This is a genomic window from Micromonospora sp. SD12 (assembly GCF_052068495.1).
Classification (GTDB): Bacteria; Actinomycetota; Actinomycetes; order Mycobacteriales; family Micromonosporaceae; genus Micromonospora; species Micromonospora echinofusca.
Map to the genome: position 1 here is coordinate 1 of NZ_JBQHDF010000017.1, position 23,889 is coordinate 23,889.

Genomic DNA, 23,889 nt, shown 5'->3' on the forward strand with positions numbered 1-23,889 from the left:
CCCATTTTCGATCTTCGACACGCCGAGCGGTCACGCCAGCTCAGGCACCACCGCCGACTTCGACACAGGCCCTAGGGTCATGAAGATCCACTTAAGGAGTTGGCCATGCCGAACCTGTCGTCCCCTTCCACGGCCGTCCGCCGCGCCGCCGTCGCGGCCGCGCTGGCCGTCGGTGTCGCCGCGTCCATGCCAGCCTGCACCAGCGCCGAGCCCACGGCCGGCGAGCCCACCGCCTCGCCGTCGACGTCGGCACCCACCAGCGGGGCCGCGGACACGCCCTCGCCCACCGGTGCCACGCCGACGACCGACTCACGGACGCCCGCCGCCGGCGCGACCGGCGACGCGGACCCCATCCTGCGGGGCGAACGGCAGATCGTGCTGCGGCCGGTCGGGTCGTTCGAGTCGATCCTGGCCGTCGACGCCAAGGGCCGACTGAACCTGACCGACGGCGACACGGACAAGAGCCTGTTCGTGTTGCTGCCCGCCAACGGCAACCGTTACCAGATCCGGACCGCGAAGGCGCACAACGGCGCCGAGCCCGACTGCATGGGTCTGCGCGACAACGGCAGCGCCCCGGCGACGGTCGTGGCCGCCGCCTGCGACGCCCGCCGAGCCGGCCAACTGTTCACCATCGAGAAGACGAAGGAGAAGAGCGAGGGCCGCCCGACCTACACCATCAGCGGCGAGGGAAGGCTCCACCTGCGCGCCACGGACCGGGAGGGGCTCACCGCCCAACCGGTGGGCGAGGGCGACCCCGGCGAGGGCCTGACCTTCGACTTCGTCGACAACGGCGCCGCACCCCCCGGCCCGGGCGAGTGAGCGCCGCCTCAACGGCGCGACCAATCACCTCCGACGGAGGGTGGACCTCCTGACGCGGCCCCCGCTGGCCGGCCGGCCAGCGGGGGCTGCCTACGTTCGGGCGGGGCGCGGCGACGTCACCACGATGCCTTGCGCACCCCGGGCAGCTCGCCGCGCAGGGCCAGCTCGCGGAACCGCACCCGGGACAGCCCGAACCGGGACAGCACTGCGCGCGGGCGGCCGTCGATCTGGTCGCGGGAGCGCAGTCGTACGGGGCTGGAGTCCCGGGGCAGACGGCTGAGTCGGCGCGCCGCCTCGGCGCGTACCTCCGGGTCGGTGTCCGGGTGGCTGACCGTCCGCTTCAGCTCGCCCCTCGCCTCGGCGTGCCGGGCGACGAGGATCTCGCGGCGGGCCTGCCGGTGGCCGAGGCTCCGGCGGGCCATCAGCGCGCCTCGCGGAACTCGACGTGCCGGCGTACGACCGGGTCGTACTTGCGCAGCACGAGGCGGTCCGGATCGTTGCGGCGGTTCTTGCGGGTGACGTACGTGTAGCCGGTGCCGGCGGTGCTGCGCAGCCGCACGATCGGGCGCACGTCGGTCTGCCGGGCCATCAGAGTTTCACCCCTCGGCCGCGCAGCTCGGCGACCACCCGCTCGACGCCCCTGCGGTCGACGGTCCGCAGCGCCTTCGCCGTCAGGGTCAGGCTGACCCACCGTCGCTCCGACGGCAGCCAGTAGCGGTGGTTCTGCAGGTTCGGGTTCCACCGTCGGCGGGTGCGCTGGTGGGAGTGGGACACGGCGTTGCCGAAACTCGGCTGCGCGCCGGTGACGTCACAACGTCTGGACACAGTGATCGCTCCTCGCTCGGTCGTCAGGCTAACGACAACGGTTTTCATTTCTACATGAGCCGTTCGGGCGGATCCGCACCGGGGGTGCCCGCCGACCACGGTTCGCGCTCGCAGCCTCCGCCTGCTTAGAATGACAATCGTTTTCAAATACGTCGAGAGGAACGCGATGTCGTCGTCCCCGCAGGCCCCGGTCCACGTCGTGGCAGCCGACGCCGCCACCCGTCCGTCGCTCACCGTGCTGTCCGGGTTCTGGCCGGCGGCGACCTTCGCCGTCGCCCGTACGCTGCTCGCCGCCGACGAGTCGCTGCTGCTGGTGCGGCACGACCTCACCGGGATCCGCGGCGGCGTGATCCGCCGGGTGGTCCGCACCGGCACCGGCATCGTCGAGGACGAGCAGGTCGCGCTGGCGCACGGCTGCGCCTCCTGCACGCTGCGCGAGGACGTGCTGCCCACCCTCGCCCGGCTCGCCCGGGACAACCCCGGTCACGACCTGGTGCTGATGCTGCCCGAGGTGGTGGAGCCCGAGGCCGTCGCCGCCGCCTGCGCCCACCACCTCGTCGACGGCGCACCGCTCACCGACCTGATCCGCGTCGACTCGTACGTCACCGTCCTCGACGCCGAGCACCTGCTCGACGGCCTGGCCAGCACCGACGACCTCGCCGCGCTCGGCATCCAGGCCGCCGAGGACGACCACCGCGCGCTCGCCGACGTCGTGGCCCGGCAGATCGAGTACGCCGACACCCTGCTGCTCTGGGGGCGGTCGCGGGACGGGGAGTTCGACACCAGCAGGATCGCCGTCCTGCTCCAGCGGATGGCGCCGTGGGCGACCCACTTCCGGGTCGACGGCGATCTCGTCGACGCGGACGCGCTCACCCGCCAGCTACGCCACACCCACCGGCACCGCCCCGAGACCCCCGGCGTCCTCGCCCGGGGCCTGGAAGGCTTCGCGCTGGGCATGCACGAACCCGAGGCCGACTGCGGCGTGGTCTCCGCCGTGTTCCGCGCCCGCCGCCCGTTCCACCCGCAGCGGCTGCACGACGTCCTGGAGGACGTCAACGCCGAGATGATCCGCTCCCGGGGCCACCTCTGGCTGGCCAGCCAGCCCGACGCGGTCATCGCCTGGGAGTTCGCCGGCGGCGGCCTGGCGCTGGGATCGCTCGGACACTGGCTGGTCAGCCTGCCCGAGGACGGGTGGGAGCACGTCTGCGACCAGCGCCGGCTCGCCGCCGCCCTGGAGTGGGACCCCTACTACGGCGACCGGCACCAGCACCTGGTCTTCATCGGCCTCGACGCCGACCCCGTCGCGTTGCACCGCACCCTCACCGGCTGCCTGCTCACCGACGCGGAACTCGCCGACGGCGAGGAGACCTGGCGGACCTACCACGACCCGTTCGCCGGCTGCTTCCCCCTCGGCAACGGGTAGGCACGCCTATCCGGCGAGCGCGTCCCTGACGAACACGATCGCGTCGGCGCTGCCCAGGTGGGCCGGGTCCAGCGGCGAGTAGCCGAACCACGGGGACACGCGGGCGGGCGGCGTCACGTCGCCGAGGGCGGCGGCCAGTCGCCGGGCGTCGACGACGTACCGGTCGTCCGGGAGCGCGTACAGCATCCCTTCGACGGTGTCCGGCGGTGGGGCGTCCACGCCGTGGTGGCGGATCGTGCCGAGGGCCGTGGCCAGGAAGGCGTACGCCTCCCCCAGGTGGGCGTCGACGATCGCGCCGGCGCTCCACCACTCCAGCGGCAGGCCCCCCATCCGCATCCTGCTGCGGTGCCGCTGGAGGTGGCCGTTGTGCGCGTTGACCAGCGCCGGGCCCCGCTCGGCGACGGCGAGCAGGTTGGCGGCCATCATCGAGTCCCGCACGCCGAGCAGCCGCGCCAGGCGGCTCGGCGAGGTGTCGGCCATCCAGAAGTGGTAGCGCAGCAGCCCGGCGGCGGTGCGCCCGTACAGCCGCGCCCGGTCCCAGTCGTCCCGCGAGGACGCGGCGATCAGCTGCGGCGTCTGCGCGTCGAGCAGCGCCACCAGGTCGTCGGCGAGCAGCCGCAGCTGCCTGGCCTCGGGCGTCTGCCCCACGGATTCGGCCGGGTCCATCATGGCGGCGGGATTGGTCCATCCGTCGTCGGCGCCGAGCAGGCGGTCGAGCGTGTCCGCGGTGCAGGGAAGCAGGCCGGTGTCGACCCGGGCGGCGAGGTAGGCGTGCAGCGCCGAGAGGGCGCGCCGGGGGCTCGCGGCGCCGGTGATCTCCAGCGGACCGTCGAACCCGGCGAACCGCAGCCGCTCGGCCGCGGGCCGCCCATCGTTGTACGCGCGCATCCAGCGCACCAGCTCGCGGTTGGCCGGGAAGGCGCCCCACCCGTGGCTGAAGCCGCGCACCATGGCCTCGTCGAGGCTTCCGGCGCCCGAGGTGACGTAGTCGTCCACGACCAGGCCCGTCACGCAGTCGCTCTCGATCGCGATCGTGCGGTAGCCCTCCCGCTCGACGAGTTGCCGGAAGAGCTCGTTGCGCAGGTCGAGCAGGACGTGCTCGCCGTGGGTGGGCTCGCCCAGGGCGAGCAGCCGTGGCCGCGTCGGCAGCAGCCTCATGACGTTGGCGGCGTCGACGACGTGGGCGGTGTCCTGGACAACGAGGGTCATGACCTCAACCGTATCGTTGAACATCGCGGTTGAGAGTTCTGCGCGGTTCTGGCGATGGATCCGTGGTCAACCCTCAAATAGGTGTATCACCGAGGCGATTCCGCACCATCCCCGGACGCCGTTCCGGGCCGGGTCCGTGGCCTGGGACGACCGGGCGATCACTCCAGCGGCTTGCGCCAGTACCAGATCTCCGTGTCCGGTAACTGCTCGGCGAACACGCCGTCGGGCGAGACCTCGCGCAGCAGCGCGCGCAGGTCGCGCTCGAACTCGCCGATGCGCTCGCCGTACAGGTGAGGCGCGGAGTCCGACCGGGAGAACACCCACGCCACGATGTCGTCCGCGCTGCGCTCGACCACCGCGCCGGAGGGCACGACCAGCCGCTGGTACCCCTCGAACCCGGCGCCCTCGATGATCGCGCGTTCCCCGCTCTGCGTGCCGTGCCGCAGCACGCCCTGCCCGGCGCGGCGCACCGCACCGAGGTACGTGCGCACCAGCGCGGCGATCCCCTCGAACGGCGGCGCCGGGTGCGGCAGCGGCAACAGGTCGGCCGCCGGCTCCTTGAGGTCGCTCATGTGCACGAAGAAGCCGTTCGGCTCGATCATCTCGAAGGCGGTGGCGGCGACGCGCTCGCGGTCGGTCCAGTGGAAGGACTGGGCGAAGAGCACCACCCGGAACACCCCGAGGCCGGCCGGAAGGTCCTCGGCGCGCGCCTGCGTCCAGCTCGCGTTGCGCACACCGAGACCCTCCGCGCGACGGCGCGCCTCGACGAGCATGTCCGGATCCGGGTCGACGCCGACGGCCTCGGCGAAGTGGGGTGCCAGCGCCGACGTCACCGTGCCCGGCCCACAGCCGACGTCCAGCAGCCGGCCCTGACCGTGCTGGCCGAGTTCACCGGCGAGCCGCGCCGCGTATCCGGGCGCATAGGGCAGCCGGCCCTGGTCGTAGTAGGCGGCACTGCCACGGAACAGCGTCTGATCCCACTGCCAGCCTTCGGGCATCTGTGCTCCCAGGAGTGAAAGGGGCCGGTTGTCCGCTCCTCGGGCACCGTACCGCTTTCCGCACGAAGGTCTGCTCCGCGCCGTCCGGGCCGTCGAGCCGCTCGACGAGGCGCCGCCGACGGGTCCGACGACCGGCGACGGAGTCGGCGGAGCCGGGCGGTGCGGGTCAGACCGCGCGCGCCACGCAGATCCTGGCGTCGAGGCGGGGCCCGGCCTCGTACAGCAGGTATTCCACGCCGCCGTCGGTGCCGAACGTCGGCGACGCCACCCGACCGTTGTCCGAGGCGATCGGCCGGTGGAACACGCCGAGGTGGACCTCGCGGTCGAAGTTGTTGCCGATCTCGGTCAGGTACATGTTGCCGCTGCTGCCGTGATACGCGAGATACGCGGTGCCGTTGCGCTTCAGCAGGTGCGGCGCGGAGATGTCGGTGAGCCCGTCGCCCGACGGTGACACCAACGGGTTCGGGGCGAACTGCCAGCCGCTCCACCCGTTCGGCGACCAGCCCCAGAAGATCTTCCGGGTGCCGGGCCGGACCGTGTGGGCGCCCATGAACACCATCACGTAGCGGTTTCCCTTGCCGGCCACCGGGTGCTCGAAGACCCGCGCGTACGAGGTCTCCGTCGTGTTGGGCACCAGATTCGTCGACAGGATCGGCGTCTCGTTGGTGAAGTGGACGCCGTCGGTCGAACGGGCGACCCGGGTCGTGTGGTTCTCGCCGTGGAAGTACAGGTAGAACTGCCGCGTCGGCGCGTCCCACACGACGTGCGGCGAGGACACGTGGCTCACCGTCGTGGTCGGCAGCACCCGGTCGACGACGGGGTTGCCGGCGTACTCGGTGTAGGGGCCCTCGAGGCGGTCGGCGTAGGCGAGGCAGATTCCGCCGGGCGCGTCGTGCGGCGCGTAGTAGAGGTAGTAGCGGCCGAGATAGCCGCTGATCTTGTCGTAGACGCCGCGCACGCACGGGAAGATGAACTCGCCGGTGGGGTTGTAGCGCAACGGTCGGTCGAACGCGTCGCGCACGTACCGGTAGCTGGGAAAGCCGGCCGGTCCGGCCAATGCCGGCGTGGGCGTCGCGGCGAGACCGGCGCCGGCGGTCGCGGTCGCCACCCCGGCGGCCGCCGCGCCGCGCAGCAGCGCGCGTCGGGAGAAGGATCCTTCAGGGGTACGCGTCATCGCGTTCCCTCCGTTCGTGGGCCGAGCCGACGGGGGCAGGGGAAGCGGGGCGGCCGCGACGGGTCGGGTGACACCCCACCTCGCCGAGCGGCCGAACGGTGTGCGCGCCCGTCGCGATCGGGCTCGTTGATCGATGAGTCTGCGCGCGCCCTCTTCGCGGCGTCAAGATGCTAATACGAATTAGCACGGCGATCCGGCGAGCCGCTACCTCGCCTTCGGGTGCGCCCGCGCGTGCGGGAGGCATCAACGACAAGGCGGGACGACCGGCGCCCGCCCGGGGGTTTCGGGCGGGCGCCGGTCGTGGTCGGCGTCGGCGCGTCAGCCGACGGCGGGCGCGGTCCAGGAGGACCGGATCAACTCCCGCTCGGCGGCGGCGAGGTGGACGGTCGCCGCGAGCCAGGCCCAGGCGTACCGGTCCGGGTCCGGATCGGTGAGCCGACCGAACGCGTCCCGACCGCGCCGGTCGGACTCGTCGGCGAGCGCGGCGGCCAGCGCGGCGGCGGTGGTGAAGCCGGCGCGGCGCAGCGGACCGGCCGGGCCGGCGCCGTCGCCGCGGGCCGCCTCGGCGACGGCGCGACGGCCGCCCGCGACGGCCAGCTCCACCAGCCGGCGGACCCGCCACAGCGGGGACTCCGCGACCGCGTCGGCGCCGACGGCGAGCACCGCTCCGGTCGTCGCGGCCGGGTCGCGCGGCGGCAGGTGCCCGCCCTGGATCTCGTCGTAGCCGAGGTCCGCCCGGCCGTGCCAGTCCGGCGGCAGCCGGAGCGTCGCGGCCGCACCGGGCACCGGGCCGACCGCGAGCGGACGCAGCGTGCTGGCCCGGTCCGGGTCCAGCCGGCCGACCACCCGCACCCGCAGGCCGGGCCGGGAGGCGAGCCGCCGCAGGTTGGCCACGTGGGCCAGCGCCGGGTGTGCGTCGACGGGCACCAGCCGGATCAGCGGCCCGTCCGGCACCGGCGCGCGCTCCGCTGCGGCGTCGGGGGCGGGGGCCAGCTCACGGGCCAGCACCTGGTCGCCGACGGCGCCCACCACCACCAGGTCGCCGCCGACGAGCGCGGTGCCCGCCCGGCCGGGGTCCTCCGGGTCCTCGATGGCGAGCTGGGCGGTCACCACCTCGGCGAGCGGACGGGCGAACAGTTCCGCCAGCGTTCCGGTGGCCCAGTCGGTGCCGGCGAGCGGGGTGGCCCGCACGCCCTTGCCGGCGCCGAGCCGGCCGTCCGGGGAGACGGTGGTGCCGGTGATCCGCAGGCCGCCGCGGGACAGCACCGCGTGGTTGACCGAGACCGCGCCCATCTCGGTGACCGCCCGGGCGCAGTCCCGGGCCCGGTCCGGCCCGCCCGGTTTCACGTCGCCGAAGGAGAGCTGACGGCCGTCGGCGGCGAGCAGGTGGGTGACCACCCCGGCATACCCGGTCGCACTGATCACCGGCTCCCGGCAGACACCGTGCACCTCCAGCGTGCCGTCCGGCTGGTAGGCCCGCCGCAGGACGCCGACCAGCGCCGGGTCGGGATCGCCGGCGGCCAGCCGGCCCGCGACGTACAGCAGGTCGTGCAGCACCTCGACGAGCTCGGCCAGCCGGTGGCCGTTCTGTCGTCCCCGCTGTGCGCGCAGGCCACGCACCGTGCGCAGCGCGGCGCTCTCGGCCCGCGGCAGGCCGGCGAGCCGGGCGCCGTGGGCGGCCCGCAGCAGTTCGGCCTGCGGCACCGCCCCGGCGGCCGGCACGCCGGCCGAGAGCACCGCCGCGCCCGCCCGCCACAGCGCGTCGGCGGCGGCCCGTTGCGCCTTCGTCGGTGCCGCGCCAGCCGACTTCCTGGTACGCCCGGTGCTGCCGGACGCCGCGTCGGCGCGGTCCGGCGTCGGGGACGCGGCGGCGGTGGCCGCCGGACCGGGGTGGCTGCCCGGATCGGCGACCGGGCAGGCCAGCAGGACGGCGGTGCGGTGCAGGCAGCGGGGCGACAGCAGGCAACTGCACCGCGCCTGCTCCGGGGCGGTGACCGCGCCTGCCGGTCCGGGCGTCAGGGTGACCAGCGCCTCCGGTCCGCAGTCGACCGACACGCCCCCGTCGAGGTGACCGACCGGTACGCCGGCCAGCCGCTCGATGGCGGCGTCCAGCCGCTTGTGCAGCCGGGACGGCAGGGCCGCCACCGCCGCGGCGGCGACGGTCGGCAGCACCGCCGGCAGCCGGTCGGTGTCCACGGCGGTGGCGGTGCGTTGCGTCAACGTGATCCTCCGCGGATGCGGTCGCCCACCCAGCGGGCGAGTTCGAGCGGACTGAGGGCGGCGACCGGCATTCCGGCCGCGACGAGCTGCTGGGCGACCGGCACCGAGTAGCAGGGCGCTCCCCTGTCGTTCAGCGCGGCGCAGCCGAGCACGTGCACGCCGGAACTGACCAGCGTGCGGACCTCGCCGAGCAACCCGGCCAGCGGGTAGCCCTCCTCGAAGTCGCTGACCACGGCGACGATGGTGCGGCTCGGCACGGTCACCAGTGAGCGGGCGGCGGCCAGCCCGGCGGCGATGTGCGTACCACCGCCGACGCGCACCTCCAGCAGCAGCGACAGCGGGTCGTCGACCCGGTCGGTCAGGTCGACCACCTCGGTGGAGAAGGCGAGGAAGTGGGTGGACAGGGCGGGCACCCCGGCCAGCACGGCGGCGGTCAACGCCGACCACACCACCGACGCCTCCATCGAGCCGGACACGTCGACCACCAGCACCAGCCGCCAGTCGGCCTCCTTGCGGGTGCGGCTGTTGAAGACGGGGCGCTGCGGCACCACCACCGTCCGGCCGTCGCCGAGGCGCTGGGTGTGCGCCAGGTTCGCCCGCAGCGTACGGGCGAGGTTGATCCGGCCGCCGGGGCGGCGGGACGGACGCGGGTTGGTCAGCCCCGTCAGCGCCGGGCGGACCTGGGTGGCCAACTGCTTCGTCAGCTCCTCGACCAGCCGCCGCACCAGTGGACGCAGCTTGGCCAGCTGCCCCTCGGGCAGCCCGCCGGCCAGCGACAGCACCGAGGTCAGCAGCTCCATCGACGGGCGTACCGCGGCGGGGTCGAGCTCGGTGAGCACGTCGGTACGGCCGTCCTCGGCCGCCCGGGCGATGACCTCCTCGCGGACCGCGGTGCCGAACAGCGCCTCGAGTTCGTCGGCCCACTCGCGGGCGGTCGGGAAGGACGCCTCCTGGCCGCCCCCGGCCGCCTGACCGAGGTCGGTGGCGCCCTCACCCTGACCCGCCCCGTACAGCTCGTCCAGGGCGCGGGCGTAGCGACGGGCGTCGGCCGGCAACCGGTCGGGTTGGCGGCCGAGCAGCAGCCGCCACCGGTCGGTGGGGGTGAGCCCCGCCTCGGGGGTGTCCGGCCCGGGCGCGGCCTCGGCCTCGGCGTCGGCGTCGGTGCAGCCGCTCGGTGTGCCCGGGACGGGGATGTGGCGGGCGAGCAGGGCGGCCCGGCCGGCCGCGTCGGCGGCGGCCCAGCGGGCCAGCAGCTCGGGCGGGGCGGACAGGCTCAGATCGAGCCGGTCGCCGAGCCGGTCGGTCACGGTGTGCAGCAGCCGGTCCCGGGCCGCCGGGGTCAGCACGTCGAATCCGCCGCGCAGCGCCGGCAGCCGGTCCAGGAAGTCGGCGTCGGGCAGCCGCTCGACGCGCTCCAGCAGCGGGTCCAGCGCGGCCGGGGCGGACTGCAGCAGCGGGTGCGCCGCGGTGAGCAGACCGCCGAGCAGCCGGTGCAGGTGCCGGCGGGTGTCCGGTCCGGTCGCCGCGTCGACCCAGCCGGCCACCCGGGTGCCCAGGGTCTCCAGGTCGGTCAGATCGAGCAGCACCCGGGCGGCCAGGGCGGCGCCCTGGATCAACGGCGAGCCGGCGCGGGCCAGGTGGTCGAGGGCCTCGTCCAGGCGCAGGCCGATCCGGTCCTCGCCGGCGCGGACCGCGAGGTCGACCAGCGCGGCGGCGTCGGCCGGGGCGTCGCTGCCGGCCAGGCCGGGCAGTCCGCGTACCGCCGCGTCCAGCAGCACGACGGCCAGCTCGGCCGCCCGGGCCCGGCCGTCGGCGGTGGTGCCGGGCAGGTGTTCGCGGCGCAGCGCCTCCAGCAGGTCCAGCGCGGCCAGCAGCTCGGGCAGCGTGCCGGTGCCCGGCAGCACCGAGGCCGCCAGGTCGAGCCGGTCGGTGACCAGCTCCGGCAGGTCGCACCGGGCGGCGTCGCGCAGGCCGACGAGCAGCTGGGCGGCGGTGGGGCCACCGTCGGCGGCCTCCCGGCGGAACCGTTCCCGCAGGGTTCCGGCCGCGGCCAGCGCCGCGGTCACCCCGCGTACGCCCACCAGGTCCAGCCGGGCCGCCACGGACGGCGTCCAGGCCAGTTGCCAGCGGGTGGTCAGGGCGGCACCGTCGCCGGTGCCGGACACCGCGACCGCCTCGCCGTAGCCGACGCCGCAGACCTGGAGGCGTTGCAGCAGGATCTCCCGCCGCCCGTCCAGCTCGGTACGCAGCGGGTCCAGCCGCACCTCGCGGGCCTTGGGGTTGTCCGGGCTGGGCAGCCGCAGTGTGGCGAGTTCCGCCTCGACCGCCGGGCCGAGCCCGGAGCGCGGCGTACCGGGTGCGACGCGGCCCCGCTCGGCGCCGACCAGCACGGTCTCCAGCGCCCGGGCCAGCGCCCGGCCCCGGCCGAGCAGTTCGCCCTGGCCGAGCACGGTGGTCACCGCCTCCAGCACCTCGCCCCGGCCCGGGGCGGGCAGGTCCCGCAGCCGGGCCAGGTCGTCGGCGAGCCGTACCGTCTCGGTGGCCTCACCGGTGCCGGCGGTGTGGCCGGCCGCGCGGAGTTCCCGGCACAGGTCGGTGACCGCGCGGGCGGCGGCGGCCCGGATCCGTTCCGGGTCGCCGGCGGCGGTGAAGACGGACTGCTGCCAGCGCGGGTCGCGGATACCGGCCGGGTAGCCGGACCGGGAGTCGAGCAGGTCGAAGGCGTACGGCACCAGCGAGGTGACCGCCGTCGCGCCGCCGTCGGTGGCGGCGGGTCCGGTCGGCGTCGTCACGGACCGGACCGGATCGGTCGCGGCGGTGGCCGGCCGGACGGACGCCACGCTGGCGTCGGCGGCCGGCGCGGCGGCGAGCAGGGCCGGCGCGTGGAAGGCGCCGACGACGGCGGCGACCCGCCGGCCGTCGGCGCCGGCCTCGGCCAGCACCCGGCGCATGTGCCGCTCGCGGGCCAGGTCCCGGGCCGGTACGCCGCCGTGGCTGGCGCTGTCGGTGCGCATCGCCCAGCCGACGCCGAGCGCGGCCCGGCGCAGCGCTTCGGGCGCGCTGCCCGGGGCGCGCACCTCCACCACCCGGTCCCACAGGTCGTCGCCGTCGCGGCCGGTGCCGCTGGCGCTGAGCGCGGCGGCGTAGGAGCGACGCAGGCCGGGCACCGGCTCACCGGCGTCCGGCTCGGGCCCGCCACCGGCGGCCGGGTCGGAGTCGGTCGCCGGGTCGGTGCCGGTGGCCGGGTCGGTGCCGTCGGCCGTCCAGCCGCGGTCGGCCAGCGGCAGGTCGCAGCAGAGCACCTCGACGCCGCGTTGCCGGGCCCAGCGCAGCGCGGCCAGCTCCGGGGAGAAGTCGGCGAACGGGTAGAAGCCCATCGGGCCGTCCGTGCCGTGGCTGCCGACGAGGGCCAGCGGGGCCCGCGCGGCCGGGTCGGACAGGTACGGCAGCCAGCGCTGGAAGTCGGCCGGCAGCTCGACGCAGACCACCTCGGCCCCGGCGGCGTCCAGCAACGCCGGGACCGCCGCCGCCAGCGCCGGGCTGTGGTGCCGCACCCCGATCAGGTACGGCCGGAGCGAACCGGCGAGCGCGTCGACCAGGGCGCGCGGGTCGGCCGACGTCGGGCCGACGGCCACCGGTCCGGCGGTCGGCGGGGCCGCGCCGGGCGTACGGGAGAGGGTCGTCACCGCAGGCTCTCCCGCAGGTCCCAGAGCCGGCGCCACATCGCCGAGCCGTCCTCGGCGCGGCGGCGGACCGGGCCGTCCCAGTAGCCGAGCAGCCGGGCGTGGTCGTTCTGGTCGTCCTTGCGCACCACGCCGAGCAGGTGCCCGGGCACCAGGTCGAGCGCGTCCCCGCCGGGCAGGTACGCGGCCGACAGGCCGAGCGACACCGCCACCTGCACCGCCTCGGCGGTGGACATGACCGTGCCGGGCCGCTCCACGTCCCAGCCCTCGCCCGAGCGACCGGAACGCAGGTCGCGGAACACGGTGACCAGGGCGTCCAGCACCGCGTCGTCCACCGTGTAGGCCGCACCGGCGCGCCGCACGGCGGCGGTGGCCTGCTGGCGGACCAGGTCGGTCTCGACGTCGGCGTCGGCGATCGGGTGGATGGTCTCGAAGTTGAACCGGCGCTTGAGCGCCGAGGACATCTCCGACACACCCCGGTCGCGCAGGTTGGCGGTGGCGATCACGGTGAACCCGGGCAGGGCGCGGATCAGGCCGTCCTCGGTGCCGGACAGCTCCGGCACGTTCATCCGCCGGTCGGACAGGATGGACACCAGCGCGTCCTGCACCTCGGGCAGGCAGCGCGTGACCTCCTCGATCCGCACCACCCGGCCGGTACGCATCGCGGTCAGCACCGGCGAGTCGACCAGCGCCTGCGGGGTCGGGCCCTGCGCGAGCAGCAGGGCGTAGTTCCAGCCGTAGCGGAAGGCGTCCTCGGTGGTGCCGGCGGTGCCCTGCACGGTCAGTGCGCTCGTGCCGCAGACCGCGGCGGCCAGCAGCTCCGACAGCATGGACTTCGCGGTGCCGGGCTCGCCGACCAGCAGCAGGCCCCGCTCGCCGGCCAGGGTGACCACGCACCGCTCGACCAGGCTGCGCTCGCCGACGAACTTCGCCGCAATGGTCATGCTGGCCGGCAGCTCGGTGCCGTCGGGGCCGGTACGCCGCTCGGCGGGCAGCTTCAACGCCTCGCCGTCGCTGCCCTGGATGAAGGTGACCACGGCGCGCGGGGTCAGCGCCCAGCCCGGCGGCCGGGCCCCGTCGTCGTACGCGGCCAGGAAGGCCAGCTCGTCGGCGTACCGCTGCTCGGCGGAGAGGACCTGGGCGGCGGTCTCCGGCGCCTCGGAGGGGCGGACGTGTTCCGTCACGGTCACGGGTGTTCCTCGATCTTCCTCTTGGGGGTGTTTCGGGACAGGGGTCGGCGGCGCGGCGGCGCCGCGACGTCCGGGCAGGTCGTCGCGGACACCACCGCCCTTTCGGGTACGGGTCAGCGGGGAGCGCCGCGGCCGGGCAGGTTGTCGAAGCGGGGCCGGTCGCCGTCGCGGAGGCGTTGCCAGGCCCGCCGGTAGAGCGCGGCGGCCGGTTCGAACGGCACGGTCACCCCGAGCGCGGCCGTGCCGTCGGGGGCGAGGTCGAACAGGGCCACCTTCCAGCCCTCGATCGGTGCCTGCCCGCCGCCGCGTTCCAGCCACGGGCCGGGCAGGAACAGCGACCGGCCGGCCCGGGACCGGCTGGCCTCGACGACCAGGTCGGTGCCAGCCAGTTCGGCGCGGGCCGCCTTCAGCCGGGCCGGCTTCCAGCCCGTCCACTTCGCCGTGTTGCGGTCGGTCGGGTCGGGCATGGCCAGCAGCATCAGGTACGCCGCCGCCGCGTCGGCGCCCAGGCCGTGCTCCCCGGCGACCTCGGCGACCAGGTCGGGCACCGACCGCGTCGGGTCCTGCGGCCACCAGGTCCCGTCCGCCGCCCGCTCGCCACCGTCGGGCTCCCCCGCGTCGGCGAGCAGCGCGACGAAGCGCGGGTCGCGCACCAGCCGCAGCGCCACCTCCACCGGGTACGGCTTGGCCGCGTCCCCGCGCAGCGCCGGCAGGTACGGGTCCGTGCCGTCGGCGTCGAGCAGGTTCGGCCGCAGCGCGGGCGACGGTTGGCTGTCGTGGGTGGACAGCACGATGGCGCCGTAGCGTTCCCAGCCCGGGCCCGTCTCGGACGGGGTGCCCGCCACCTGGCGGAACTCGGGCAGGGAGACGTACTGCTCGAGGTCGAGCAGGAGGTGGGGGTTAGCCAGCCGGTCCCGGATCGCGGCGAGCGCGGCCGGCAGCGCGGCCCGGCACGGGTCACCGGCCGGCGTGTGGTGGGCGACCCAGGCCGCCAGGGCGACCGTGGAGCGCAGCACGTGGCCGGTGAAGCCCGTCGTCCGGTTGTCGACCGGCCGGACCCGGTCGCCCCTGACCTCGAAGGCCAGGTCGGTGCTCAGCTCGGCCGAGCGGGCCGGGTCGAGCAGCGCCGGCAGGGCCTTCGCGGGCGCCCAGCCGGTGCGGATCGCGCGGGTCGCCTCGGCGAGCAGCTGTTCGGGCACGACCACCCGGCGACCCAGGGCGGCGTTCCACACCGCCGCGGCGGCGGCCACGTCCGGCCCGTCGGTCCACAGCCGGGCCGGGTCGGCCGGCAGCAGCGCCGAGACCACGGCCCGCCGCAGTGCCGGCCGGGCCTCCCGCAGCACCCCGAAGGCCAGCTTGACCTCGCCGACCTGCCTGATCCCGAGCGCCTTGCGCAGCTCGGTCGGGACGGTGCCGGCCGAGTCCGCGTACGGCAGGCCGGCCAGCACGAGCTTCGCGGCGGTGGGGGTGACGCCGGTCAGCTCGGCGAACCGCTCGGCCGCCTCCGGCCGCCAGGGCAGCGGACCGCGCGCGGCCCACTCGGCGCGGAAGCCGGCCAGCCAGCCGGTCGGCCGTTCGTCACCGACCGGCTCCGAGGAGTGCACCGTGTACGGCTCGGGCACGGCGAAGACGCCGGCCGGGTCGTGGTGCAGCGCGTCGAAGAAGTAGCCGGTGGCCGTGCCGCTGGAGTTGAGCACGGCGAGGAACGCCCCGTCGGGCAGCGGCAGGATGCCCGGCCGGGGGTAGCGGCGCGAGCCGTCGGGGTTCTTCAGGTCGTCGTCCAGCAGGTGCAGCCTGCACCGGCGCCACCGCCCCGGCTCGGCCGCCGCGCTCAGGTCGAGCCCGTCCAGCTCCGTGAGCAGGGCGGCCAGCGTCTCCCGGTGCTCGTCGGGGGTGACCGCCGCGACGGCCCGGTAGGCGACGGCGGCGACGCCGCCGAGCAGCGACCACCAGTTCAGGGTGGACGGCAGCGACGGCCCGTCCAGGTGCAGCCGTACGGCGGGATCGACCCCGGTGGCGGAGCACTGGATGGCGAACGCCTGGAACTGGGTGAAGGTCGAGGTCGCGGTGCCCGCCCCGTGGACCGAGCCGCGCAGCCCGTCCAGCGCCGCGCTGAGCTGCCTGTCGGTGGGTCCGGCCGCGGCGGCCGGCGGTGTCACGGCGACGGGCGCGGCCAACGACCTGGTGAGACGCTCGGTCACCGCGTCCAGGTCGGTACGCACCCGGGCGGCCAGCCGCAGCGCCCCGGCCACCCCGGCGAGCAGGGCGTCGTGGCCGATCGCCGGCAGCGTCGAGCGGACCAGCTCCACCAGCGCGTCGGTGTCGTCCCCGTCGGTGGCCGGTGCGGCGCCGCCGCCGGTGCCGACCGCGGAAGCCGGGACGGCGACGGGCAGACCGGTGATCGCCTGCGTGGCGGCGGTCGACCCGGATCGCGTCGCCGCGCGGGCCGCGGCCCGCGCGGCCTCTTCCGCCAGGGCGGCGCGCCGCTCGTCGACCGCGACCTTGAGCAGTGCGGCGGCGGTCTCCCGGTCCATCCGGCGCAGGGTGGTGGAGCCGGCCGGGTCCCGGGGCAGCAGGTGGCCGAGAAACGCCTGCGGCGGCAGCGGCAGGGCGTCGGGGTGGTAGTCGCGGCTGGCCGGCGGTCCGGGGACCGCCGACGCCACCCCGTCCGGGTCGAGCAGGACGAACCCCTGGAGCACGGCCCGCGGCCGGTCGTCGCCGGGCAGCACCAGCGCCGCGATCGGCTCCTGCCCCGCGGCCACGGTGACCGTACGGCCGGCGAGGTCGTCGCCGCGTACCGAGCCGTCCGGCAGGGTGACCACCCGCCAGCCGAGCAGACCGTCCACCGGGACCGCGGCCGGGGTGGCCCGGTCGGACAGGGCCGGGCGCAGCCAGCTGGCCGGCTCCCGCAGCTGGCTGCCGTCGACCGGGAGGTCCGCCAGGAACCGGGGCAGGGCGCGGCGGCCGTGCGTGTTGCCGACCGGGTCGTACTCGCGCCAGCCGTACGTGTCGTCGTCCTCGCTGTGCCGGTAGACCCAGTGGTCGGTGCCGTCGGTGATGACCGGTAGCTCGGACGGCACGGCGGTGTCGCCGGCGTGCAGTACGCCGTCGCCGGTGGTCCGCCCGCCGCCCGCCAGCGGCAGGGTGATCCCCTTCCCGCGTGGCTGGCTGCCGTGGTGGCGGCCCTGGAGGGGCTGCGGTTCACCGGGCGCCGAGTGCCAGTAGCCGCGCAGGTCGTAGTCGAGCGCCTGGGAACGCCAGTAGACCAGCAGGTGGCCGTCGACGTAGTGGTAGCCGGGCTGGCCCCACATGTCGTTGGCCGGGATGCGCAGGTCGTGGCGGAGCACGATGCCCTCGGCGCCGATCACGCGCACCGTGGTCGGCCCGGCCAGGATCACGTACGGCCAGGCCTCCTGCCGGGTGACCTCGACCCGGCGGTCGCCGCCGGTCACCTCCTGCCAGGCCGCCTCCCAGTCCGGCCAGCCCAGCTCGTCGACGAAGCCGCCGCGCAGGGCGCGGGCGACGTGCTCGGCGAGGTCGACGCCCAGGGCCTGTCCGAGGTCGCCGCCCGCGCCGGGCTCGCCGACGACGTCGGGGACGAGACGCAGCGCCTCGACCGGGATCCTGCCCAGCCAGTCCACCGACGCCGGCAGGTACGGCAGCCCGGCGGTGAACCGGGCGCGGATCCGCGCCCGCAGCCAGTCGGTCAGCAGCGGCCGGACGCCCGGCGTGTCGACCATCCGGCGCAGCGCCGGTTGCTGGTCGTCGAGCTGGTCGAGGCCCCGGCGCAGGGCGGCGGTGAACCGGTCGTCGCCGGCCACGGCGAGCAGGTCCCGCTCTCCCCCACGCTTGACCCAGTTCGCCAGGTCGAGCACGTCGCGCTTCTTGGGCGGGGTCACCGGCAGGCCGAGGGCGAGCATCAGGTCGAGCAGTTCCAGGTCGCCGTCGACGTCGAGGCTCTCGCCGCTGTCGGCCAGTTCGACGCGCAGCCGGTCGGCCATCCGCTCGACGAGCGGGTACAGCTGCGGCAGCCGGCGATGGCGGTGGTGGTGCCCGGAGTTGGCCCGGCTCACGAAGCGGCGCAGCCAGCCGACGGAGCCGTCGCGCGGGCGGGCCGCCTCCGGCACGTCCGGGTCGCACAGGCCGGTGAGCGCGCCGGTGTCGGTGAGCAGGGCCAGCCAGGTGACCAGGTCGTCGCGGTCGGCGGGCATCAGGTCGAGCAGGCTGCCGCGGACCGCCGGGTCGCGCCCGGCCAGCGCCGTCACGGCCGGCAGGTGCGCCTTCCACCAGCCGGCCGGCGCCTCGGCGGCCACCGGCAGCCGGAGCAGCTCGGTCAGGTAGGCCGCCTCACGGTCGGCGACGGCGGCGGCGCCCTTGCCGGCGGCCTTGGTGGCGGTCCGGACCAGCCGGTTCACCGCGGTGGCCGACTGGGTGGACGGGACCACCCCGGCGGCCGCGGCCCGCAGCGCCAGCCGGCAGAAGCGGTCCAGCGCCTCGTCGGCCGGCAACTGGGCGGCCAGCTCCTTCGCGTAGCCGGCCAGCGCGGTCGCGGACACCACCTTGGCCGACGCGAACTCCACGTAGACCTCGTCCAGCCGGTGCAGGTCGACCGGCAGGCCGTGCTGCGCCTCCGCCTTGCGCGCCTTGTTGAACAGCTGCGTGGCGTACGCGTCCTGCCCGGCGGCCAGGAACACCCGCGCCGCCTGCTCGAAGAACGTCGGCAGGAAGTGCGGCAGCGTACGGGCGAACCGGTCGGCGATGCCCTGGTGGGCGTCCAGGGCGGCCTTGGGACGCGAGCGCACCTGCTTGGCCAGCTTCTGCAGCTCCGGCACCACCGCCAACGCGTGCCGACCGTCCGCCGGGTGGTGCACCAGCACCCATTCCGGGAAGGCCAACGGGCGGCGGGGGCCCAGCCCGACGACGACCGGCTCGGCGCCCGGCGCCAGGCCGAGGAATTCGAGGGCGATGTCCTCGCCCTCGCCGAGGGCGGCGTCGACCAGGCGGACCACCGGCCGGTCGTCGAGGGCCGGGTGCCGGTAGGTGCGGGCGGTCAGGGGCACCGCCCGCTCCCCCGCCCCGGCGGTGTCGGTCGGCAGCACCGCGCCGGCGGTCAGCAGGCTCTCGGCCGAGTGCTCGTCCGCGGTCGTGGTCATCGCGCTCACGCCTTCTTCCCCGTTCCGGTCACGGCGCCGGACAGGGCCGTCGCCATCCGCATTCCTTCCGACCAGGCCACCGGCCCGACCTCGGTCAACCGCAGCGTCGGGCCGTCCACGACCGCCCAGGAGAGGGTGCCCAGGGTCGCCTCGGAGTCCCAGTAGTCCTCGTCGAACCACAGCGCGGCCTCGACGGTGCGGCCTGCCTCCCAGACGCGGCACCTGATCTGCGAGCCGGAGACCCGGAAGCCGAGCGTGGCGGCCCGGACGGCCAGCCGGTTGGGGACCGTGGTGCCGCGGAAGTCGGTGACCGTGGTGTCCCGCGCCCTGAGGTCGTCGGGCTTGTCCCAGGTGCCCCGGTGCAACTGCTCGATGCGCTGGGTCACGTCCAGTTCATCGGCGAACTCGCGCAGGTCGGCCAGGTCGGGCAGGCGCACCGGGTGGGGCAGCGTGGCGGTCGCCGGCGAGAGCCGGACGGTGTCGCCGTCGAGGTTGACCACGCGCAGGTCGCCGCCGTCGGTGACGTCGCGCAGGAAGCCCGTCTCGGCCGGGTCGTCCCCGAGCACCACGAGGTCGCGCAACGCGTGCTGCCAGGCCGGGTCCGGCCAGACGCGGGCCAGCAGCGCGGTCGGCACCGGCAGCGAGGACACCACCCAGGCGTCGACCCGGCCCAGGCACTCGGCGCCGTGCCGGTCCAGCCACTGGGCGAGCTGGCGCAGCCCGTCCACCTCGGGGGCGTCGCGCAGCGCCTTCGGCAGAGTCTTCAGTGGACGGCCGCCGGCGCGCGGGCCGGTGGACCGGGCCGCCACCTTTCCGTCCACGAGAGAGATCTCGTACGAGTCCCCCACCGGTAGCCAGGCCATCAGGAACACCCTCCGCAGTGGCAGAACAGCCAGATTTCGTGAGGAATCGGCCGTGATCGACAACGAGGGCACGCTAACAGTAGTGACCGACACGACAGCGACCCATCGGCCGAGCAGCCGAGGCCGGGCCGGCGGCACGAGGACGGCGCGGCTCACGGAAGCCGCAGGTCCAGCGGGCCGGAGTGCGCAGCGCAGGGCCGACGGCGAGCCCGGCGGGAGCCCACGGTGATGACCTAGGTCACACGGCGACCGGAGGAGCCTCGCTCCAGCCGGTCCGGCGCCGGCGGTCCTCTCCAGCCGGGGCGCGGCACCCCGGGCCGCGTCGGGTCGAGGCCCCGTCGTGGCACGGCGCCGGCCGGATCAGGGGGACGGCACCCCGCCATGGTGATCGAGCAGCCTGCCGAGCAACGCGATCAGGGTCTGTCGTCCGGCGGCCGACAGCGGGGCGAGCCGCGGCGTACCCGCGGCGGCAGGTCGACAGCCGCGACGCGAGCGGTGGCCTGGCGGGACGTGCGTCGGGACGGCGGCGGGCGCCCGCCGCCGTCCCGGCGGAACCGTCGGCTCAGCAGGTGGTGTTGCCGGCCGGCACCCAGCCGTCCACGGACGGGTGCTCGGCGCCGTGACCGTAGATCCAGACGTCGTCGTCGACGGCCCAGACCTGACCGTGCCAGCGGAACCCGCGCCCGGCGGTCAGGGTGAGCAGCACGTGGCTGTGCGGCGCGGCGCGCAGCCAGGTGTTCTCCCGGAGGTTGCAGACGATGCCCCACGCGTCGCTCGCCGAGGCCGGTGCGGCGGCCACAGCCGAGCCGGAAAGAACGACGGTCACGACCGTCAGTGCGTGCAGGAGTCGGCGTTTCACTCGTGTCCTCTCGACGATGGACGATGACGGTTCCCGATTGTGGTCGATGCCCGGTCCCGACGCCACGGCAGGCCTTCTCGGGGGTGAACGGCCCGCGATCGGAGCGACGGCGGCGGTCAGCCGGCGGGACGTCGCGGGTCGGGGTGCCGACCCGCGAACGCCCGCAACAGGGTCGTGACCGCGACGGTGAGGTCCGCACGGTTCGCGGCCGTACCGGGTGGCGGCGCGGTGCGCGCGCCCGCGCCGGCCAGCCGGTCGAAGAGCAGACCGTCGATGCAGGCGACGAGATGGTCACCGGCCTGCCCGGGGTGCCGGGCGCCCGCGGCCGCCAGCATCGCCCTCGACTGCGCGCGCGACGCGTCGCCGTACGCGAGGATCGTCCGGAGTTCCGGGCGGTGCGTGGCCTCCAGCAGGCAGGCGTAGCGGGCGAGCGTGCGGTTGCGGGCGGTGCTCATCCACCGATCGAGCATTGCGGCGATGCCGCCGGCCACCGCGACGACGTCGTCCGGCGCGAGTTCCGGGACGCCTTCCCCGGCCGGCACCCCGGCGGCTTCCAGGTCGGCCCGGTCGAGGTCGGCGAGCCGGCGCACCACCGCTTCGATGAGCGTTGCGCGGGTGCGGAAGTACGCGGACGTGGTGCCCTGCGGCAGCCCGGCCCGCGCGTCGACGGCGCGGTGGGTGAGCCCACGCATGCCGAGTTCGGCGAGTACGTCGATCGCGGCGTCGGTCAGGACCGCGAACCGGTCGGTCGGCACGGCGTCGCCACCTCCTTCCACGGCGGTAGTATCTCTTTCTACATCTGTAGAAGGAGCGGCGATGACGCGGACGGCAGTGGTGGTCGGAGCCGGCATCGGCGGGCTGGGCGCGGCCATCGGCCTGCACCGCGCGGGCTGGCGGGTGACGGTGCTCGAACGTGCCGCCGCCTTCCGTCCGGTCGGGGCGGGACTGGTCCTGCAAGCGAACGGGCTGCGCTGCCTGGACGCGCTGGGCCTCGGCGCTGCCGTACGGCAGCGGGGCCGCGCCGACGTCTCCGGCGGCACCCGCAGAGCCGACGGCCGGTGGCTGGCCCGCATCGGGCCCGGCGAGCTTGCCCGCGCGCTCGGCACACCCGCCGTCGGCATCCACCGCGCCGCCCTGCACGAGATCCTGCTCGGCGCGCTGCCGGACGGCGTCGTGCTGACCGGCGCCGAGGTCCGCGCCGTCACCGCTGACGGCGAGGTGACCTACCAGGGCCGGCACGGGACGGCCCGGACGAGCGCCGATCTCGTGATCGGCGCGGACGGCATCCACAGCACGTTGCGCGGGCTGCTCTGGCCGGAGGCCGCCGCCCCCGCCCCCATCGGCGTGACCGCCTGGCGCGGGGTCACCCCGACCTGGGACGGCGAGCTCGTCGTCGCGATCAGCTGGGACCGGGGCGCCGAGTTCGGCATGGTGCCGCTCACCGACGGCCGCGTCTACTGGTTCGCCTCCGTCAACGCCGCGCCCGGCGCGCCGGCCGGCGACGAGCCGGCCCGGGTGCGCGAGCGGTTCGGCGGCTGGCACGATCCGATCCCCGCCCTCATCGCCGCCACCGGCACCGTCCTGCGGGACGACCTCGCCTGTCTGGACGAACCCCTGACGACGTACGTCAAGGGCCGGGTCGTCCTGATCGGCGACGCGGCGCACGCGATGACACCCAACCTCGGCCAGGGCGCCAACCAGGCGCTGGAGGACGCCGTCGTGCTCGCCTCCGTCGCCGGCCGCCCGGACGGGCCCCTCGCCTACGACCGGCAGCGCCGCCCGCGCAGCCAGCGGGTGGCGAGGGCGTCCCGCGCGGTCGGCCGCTTCGGTCAGCAACTGGAGAACCCCGTCGCCGTGGCGGCCCGCGACGCCGTCCTGCGCCTCACCCCGCCCCGACTGGCGCTGCGCTCGATGGCCCGCTACGCCGACTGGCGTCCGCCGTCGCTCGACTGAGAGCGCGCCGCGGGCCGCCCGGCGCGCCGACACCGCACCCGCGCCGTGCCCGGACGTCGGGCCGTCGACGGGCTCGCCGGCTCCGCCGAGGTGCGCGCCGGGCGGCGCCCCAGGGCGTCGCCCGGCAGCCGCCGCCTACTGGAAGGAGCCGTAGAAGTCGGTCAGTGCGTCGTGCACGTTGTCCCGGTCGAACTTCTCGATGCTCAGGATGAGGGCGAACAGTTCCGCGCTGTCCTTGGGGATCCGGCAGTTCACCTCGGTGACGAGTTCGTCGAGCATCCAGTGCAGCAGCTGGGCCATGGGCGTCCGGGCGGCGAGGTCGGAGTTGATGGTGAACCGGATGGTGCCGTCCGCGTTGATCACCGTGGAGTGGTTCAGCATGTTCGGCTCGGCCCGCACCACCAGCCGCTCCTCCGCCCGCATCAGCGACAGCATCGCCGCGTGCAGCGCCTCCATGTACGCCTTGGTCAACGGCGCGTACGCCCGACCCTGCGGCAGGTCGGTGAGCACGGCGGCCACCGACCTGGGCAGGTCGGTCCTGCTGAAGTCGAGGCAGGCGAAGTCGTAGCTGCGTACCCACGCGCGGGTGATGCGGGACGCGAGAACGGTGTGCAGCGAGTCCATCCGGGGCGCGGCACGGCCCCGCATGGCGGCCACCTGGACGTCGGCGGGGAACGGCCCGCCCTGGCCCAGCGCCTCGTAGACGGTCTGCTCGAAGTTGGCGGCGTTCCGCAGGGCGATCTGGCCCTGGAGGTAGTAGGGGGCGTTGCGGTGGCGGTAGACGATGTCGACCGTCGGGTTCTCCGCCAGGGTGTGCGTCCCCTCGTGCAGGAGTGTGGCGGCGAGTTCCCACACGTGCATCGTTCCGTCGAGTGCGGAGCGACCCACGTTGATGATCGCGGTGTCGCCCTGACCGCTGGCGAGCGCGCCCATCCCGTCGGGCAACGTCAGGTTGCACACGAATCCCGACCGCTGGCCGTCGGTGCGCTTGAGCATGGCCCGCAGCGCCGTGACCGTCTGCGCGAAGCGGGCCTTGGCCACCGACGAGGTGGACCCGAACAGACGCGCGAAGGCGTTGTTGACGGCCGTGTGCCCGGGGCTCCCGACGTCGTTCATGACGTCGACGATCTTGTTCTGCAGCTCGTCCAGGGCGGCGCCGAGGTAGGGATTGCCGGCGGCGGATGGCACGACCCCGTCCAGGGAGTCCTGCACCTCCTTGAACAGGGTGGCCGCCCGGTGCACCGTCGCGCCGCGTACCGAGATCTGCTGCAACCAGGGCCCGTCGACCAGGCCGGCCACCGTGTCGAGTCGCGCGGTCGACCGGTCGCGACGCAGCCCCGCCCGCAGCGCGGCGACCAGGGGACGCAACCGTTGCAGCTCGCAGGCCATCAGCACCCGGTACGTCTGGAACACCTCGCGCCGGCCGAGATCGAGCGCCTTCCTGGTCGCTTCGTCGGGGAACGGGAACATGTGGCGGCTCCTTCGCGCGCTGCCGGCCCGGCCCGGTCAGCCGAACGCTG

General features: G+C 75.4%; 17 protein-coding genes. 3 read left to right on the forward strand and 14 right to left on the reverse strand.

Going from position 1 to position 23,889, the window contains the following annotated elements; translation table 11 throughout:
* Positions 1-105 precede the first annotated feature (105 nt).
* Entirely contained in the window at positions 106-819 is a 714-nt protein-coding gene (locus ACTMS2_RS24010) for a hypothetical protein (protein ID WP_441177410.1), read from the forward strand.
* A 116-nt stretch (positions 820-935) separates the two neighbouring features.
* On the opposite strand, the gene rpsN is transcribed toward ACTMS2_RS24010, so the two are convergent.
* Genes rpsN through rpmB form a run of 3 tightly spaced genes read right to left on the reverse strand, consistent with a single transcriptional unit; the run spans position 936 to position 1,644 of the window.
* Positions 936-1,241, reverse strand: coding sequence for a 30S ribosomal protein S14 (gene rpsN / locus ACTMS2_RS24015; RefSeq protein WP_441177411.1), 306 nt, complete (start codon positions 1,239-1,241; stop codon positions 936-938).
* Positions 1,241-1,408, reverse strand: a complete 168-nt coding sequence (gene rpmG / locus ACTMS2_RS24020) for a 50S ribosomal protein L33 (protein ID WP_013287204.1) — start codon at positions 1,406-1,408, stop codon at positions 1,241-1,243. The genes rpsN and rpmG overlap by 1 nt, the downstream gene beginning before the upstream one ends.
* Positions 1,408-1,644, reverse strand: a complete 237-nt coding sequence (gene rpmB, locus ACTMS2_RS24025) for a 50S ribosomal protein L28 (RefSeq protein WP_441177412.1) — start codon at positions 1,642-1,644, stop codon at positions 1,408-1,410. Before rpmB ends, rpmG begins: the two co-directional genes overlap by 1 nt.
* A gap of 166 nt (positions 1,645-1,810) precedes the next feature.
* On the opposite strand from rpmB, the gene ACTMS2_RS24030 reads away from it, so the two are divergent.
* Complete coding sequence (locus ACTMS2_RS24030; RefSeq protein WP_441177413.1) at positions 1,811-3,067, forward strand: CobW family GTP-binding protein; 1,257 nt, start codon at positions 1,811-1,813, stop codon at positions 3,065-3,067.
* Positions 3,068-3,073: 6 nt separating this feature from the next.
* On the opposite strand, the gene ACTMS2_RS24035 is transcribed toward ACTMS2_RS24030, so the two are convergent.
* The 10 genes from ACTMS2_RS24035 to ACTMS2_RS24080 all read right to left on the reverse strand — a co-directional run bounded on the left by ACTMS2_RS24035 (position 3,074) and on the right by ACTMS2_RS24080 (position 21,171).
* The gene (locus ACTMS2_RS24035; RefSeq protein ID WP_441177414.1) at positions 3,074-4,276 is read right to left on the reverse strand and encodes an erythromycin esterase family protein; all 1,203 of its coding nucleotides are present in this window, start codon (positions 4,274-4,276) and stop codon (positions 3,074-3,076) included.
* 158 nt (positions 4,277-4,434) lie between these two features.
* The gene (locus ACTMS2_RS24040; RefSeq protein WP_441177415.1) at positions 4,435-5,274 is read right to left on the reverse strand and encodes a class I SAM-dependent methyltransferase; all 840 of its coding nucleotides are present in this window, start codon (positions 5,272-5,274) and stop codon (positions 4,435-4,437) included.
* Positions 5,275-5,440: 166 nt separating this feature from the next.
* Positions 5,441-6,448: a hypothetical protein gene (locus ACTMS2_RS24045; RefSeq protein ID WP_441177416.1), complete on the reverse strand. Its 1,008-nt coding sequence runs from the start codon at positions 6,446-6,448 to the stop codon at positions 5,441-5,443.
* Between the two features lie 318 nt (positions 6,449-6,766).
* Positions 6,767-8,668, reverse strand: a complete 1,902-nt coding sequence (locus ACTMS2_RS24050; RefSeq protein WP_441177417.1) for a hypothetical protein — start codon at positions 8,666-8,668, stop codon at positions 6,767-6,769.
* The gene (locus tag ACTMS2_RS24055) at positions 8,665-12,354 is read right to left on the reverse strand and encodes a vWA domain-containing protein (RefSeq protein WP_441177418.1); all 3,690 of its coding nucleotides are present in this window, start codon (positions 12,352-12,354) and stop codon (positions 8,665-8,667) included. The genes ACTMS2_RS24050 and ACTMS2_RS24055 overlap by 4 nt, the downstream gene beginning before the upstream one ends.
* The gene (locus ACTMS2_RS24060; RefSeq protein WP_101409609.1) at positions 12,351-13,541 is read right to left on the reverse strand and encodes an ATP-binding protein; all 1,191 of its coding nucleotides are present in this window, start codon (positions 13,539-13,541) and stop codon (positions 12,351-12,353) included. Before ACTMS2_RS24060 ends, ACTMS2_RS24055 begins: the two co-directional genes overlap by 4 nt.
* A 113-nt stretch (positions 13,542-13,654) precedes the next feature.
* Positions 13,655-18,694: a hypothetical protein gene (locus ACTMS2_RS24065; protein WP_441177419.1), complete on the reverse strand. Its 5,040-nt coding sequence runs from the start codon at positions 18,692-18,694 to the stop codon at positions 13,655-13,657.
* A gap of 5 nt (positions 18,695-18,699) precedes the next feature.
* Complete coding sequence (locus ACTMS2_RS24070) at positions 18,700-19,557, reverse strand: DUF4132 domain-containing protein (RefSeq protein ID WP_441177420.1); 858 nt, start codon at positions 19,555-19,557, stop codon at positions 18,700-18,702.
* Between the two features lie 562 nt (positions 19,558-20,119).
* A complete protein-coding gene (locus ACTMS2_RS24075) occupies positions 20,120-20,383 on the reverse strand; it encodes a hypothetical protein (RefSeq protein ID WP_441177421.1) in 264 nt (87 codons plus the stop codon).
* A 149-nt stretch (positions 20,384-20,532) separates the two neighbouring features.
* Positions 20,533-21,171 carry a TetR/AcrR family transcriptional regulator gene (locus ACTMS2_RS24080; RefSeq protein WP_441177422.1) on the reverse strand — a complete coding sequence of 213 codons (639 nt, stop codon included), beginning with the start codon at positions 21,169-21,171 and terminating at the stop codon, positions 20,533-20,535.
* 61 nt (positions 21,172-21,232) lie between these two features.
* Between ACTMS2_RS24080 and ACTMS2_RS24085 the strand changes: the two genes are divergently transcribed.
* Positions 21,233-22,369, forward strand: coding sequence for an FAD-dependent monooxygenase (locus ACTMS2_RS24085; protein ID WP_441177423.1), 1,137 nt, complete (start codon positions 21,233-21,235; stop codon positions 22,367-22,369).
* A gap of 135 nt (positions 22,370-22,504) precedes the next feature.
* Here ACTMS2_RS24085 and ACTMS2_RS24090 read toward each other — a convergent pair whose 3' ends face one another.
* The gene (locus ACTMS2_RS24090; RefSeq protein ID WP_441177424.1) at positions 22,505-23,839 is read right to left on the reverse strand and encodes a hypothetical protein; all 1,335 of its coding nucleotides are present in this window, start codon (positions 23,837-23,839) and stop codon (positions 22,505-22,507) included.
* Positions 23,840-23,889: the final 50 nt, after the last annotated feature.

What these genes read in the sequence shown, in the direction of transcription:
- ACTMS2_RS24030 (WP_441177413.1), top strand. Translation starts at nt 1,811, where the DNA reads ATGTCGTCGTCCCCGCAGGCCCCGGTCCACGTCGTGGCAGCCGACGCC.
- ACTMS2_RS24035 (WP_441177414.1), bottom strand. Translation starts at nt 4,276, where the DNA reads ATGACCCTCGTTGTCCAGGACACCGCCCACGTCGTCGACGCCGCCAAC.
- ACTMS2_RS24045 (WP_441177416.1), bottom strand. Translation starts at nt 6,448, where the DNA reads ATGACGCGTACCCCTGAAGGATCCTTCTCCCGACGCGCGCTGCTGCGC.
- ACTMS2_RS24070 (WP_441177420.1), bottom strand. Translation starts at nt 19,557, where the DNA reads ATGGCCTGGCTACCGGTGGGGGACTCGTACGAGATCTCTCTCGTGGAC.
- ACTMS2_RS24085 (WP_441177423.1), top strand. Translation starts at nt 21,233, where the DNA reads ATGACGCGGACGGCAGTGGTGGTCGGAGCCGGCATCGGCGGGCTGGGC.
- ACTMS2_RS24010 (WP_441177410.1), top strand. Translation starts at nt 106, where the DNA reads ATGCCGAACCTGTCGTCCCCTTCCACGGCCGTCCGCCGCGCCGCCGTC.
- ACTMS2_RS24040 (WP_441177415.1), bottom strand. Translation starts at nt 5,274, where the DNA reads ATGCCCGAAGGCTGGCAGTGGGATCAGACGCTGTTCCGTGGCAGTGCC.
- ACTMS2_RS24090 (WP_441177424.1), bottom strand. Translation starts at nt 23,839, where the DNA reads ATGTTCCCGTTCCCCGACGAAGCGACCAGGAAGGCGCTCGATCTCGGC.
- ACTMS2_RS24065 (WP_441177419.1), bottom strand. Translation starts at nt 18,694, where the DNA reads ATGACCACGACCGCGGACGAGCACTCGGCCGAGAGCCTGCTGACCGCC.
- rpmG (WP_013287204.1), bottom strand. Translation starts at nt 1,408, where the DNA reads ATGGCCCGGCAGACCGACGTGCGCCCGATCGTGCGGCTGCGCAGCACC.
- rpsN (WP_441177411.1), bottom strand. Translation starts at nt 1,241, where the DNA reads ATGGCCCGCCGGAGCCTCGGCCACCGGCAGGCCCGCCGCGAGATCCTC.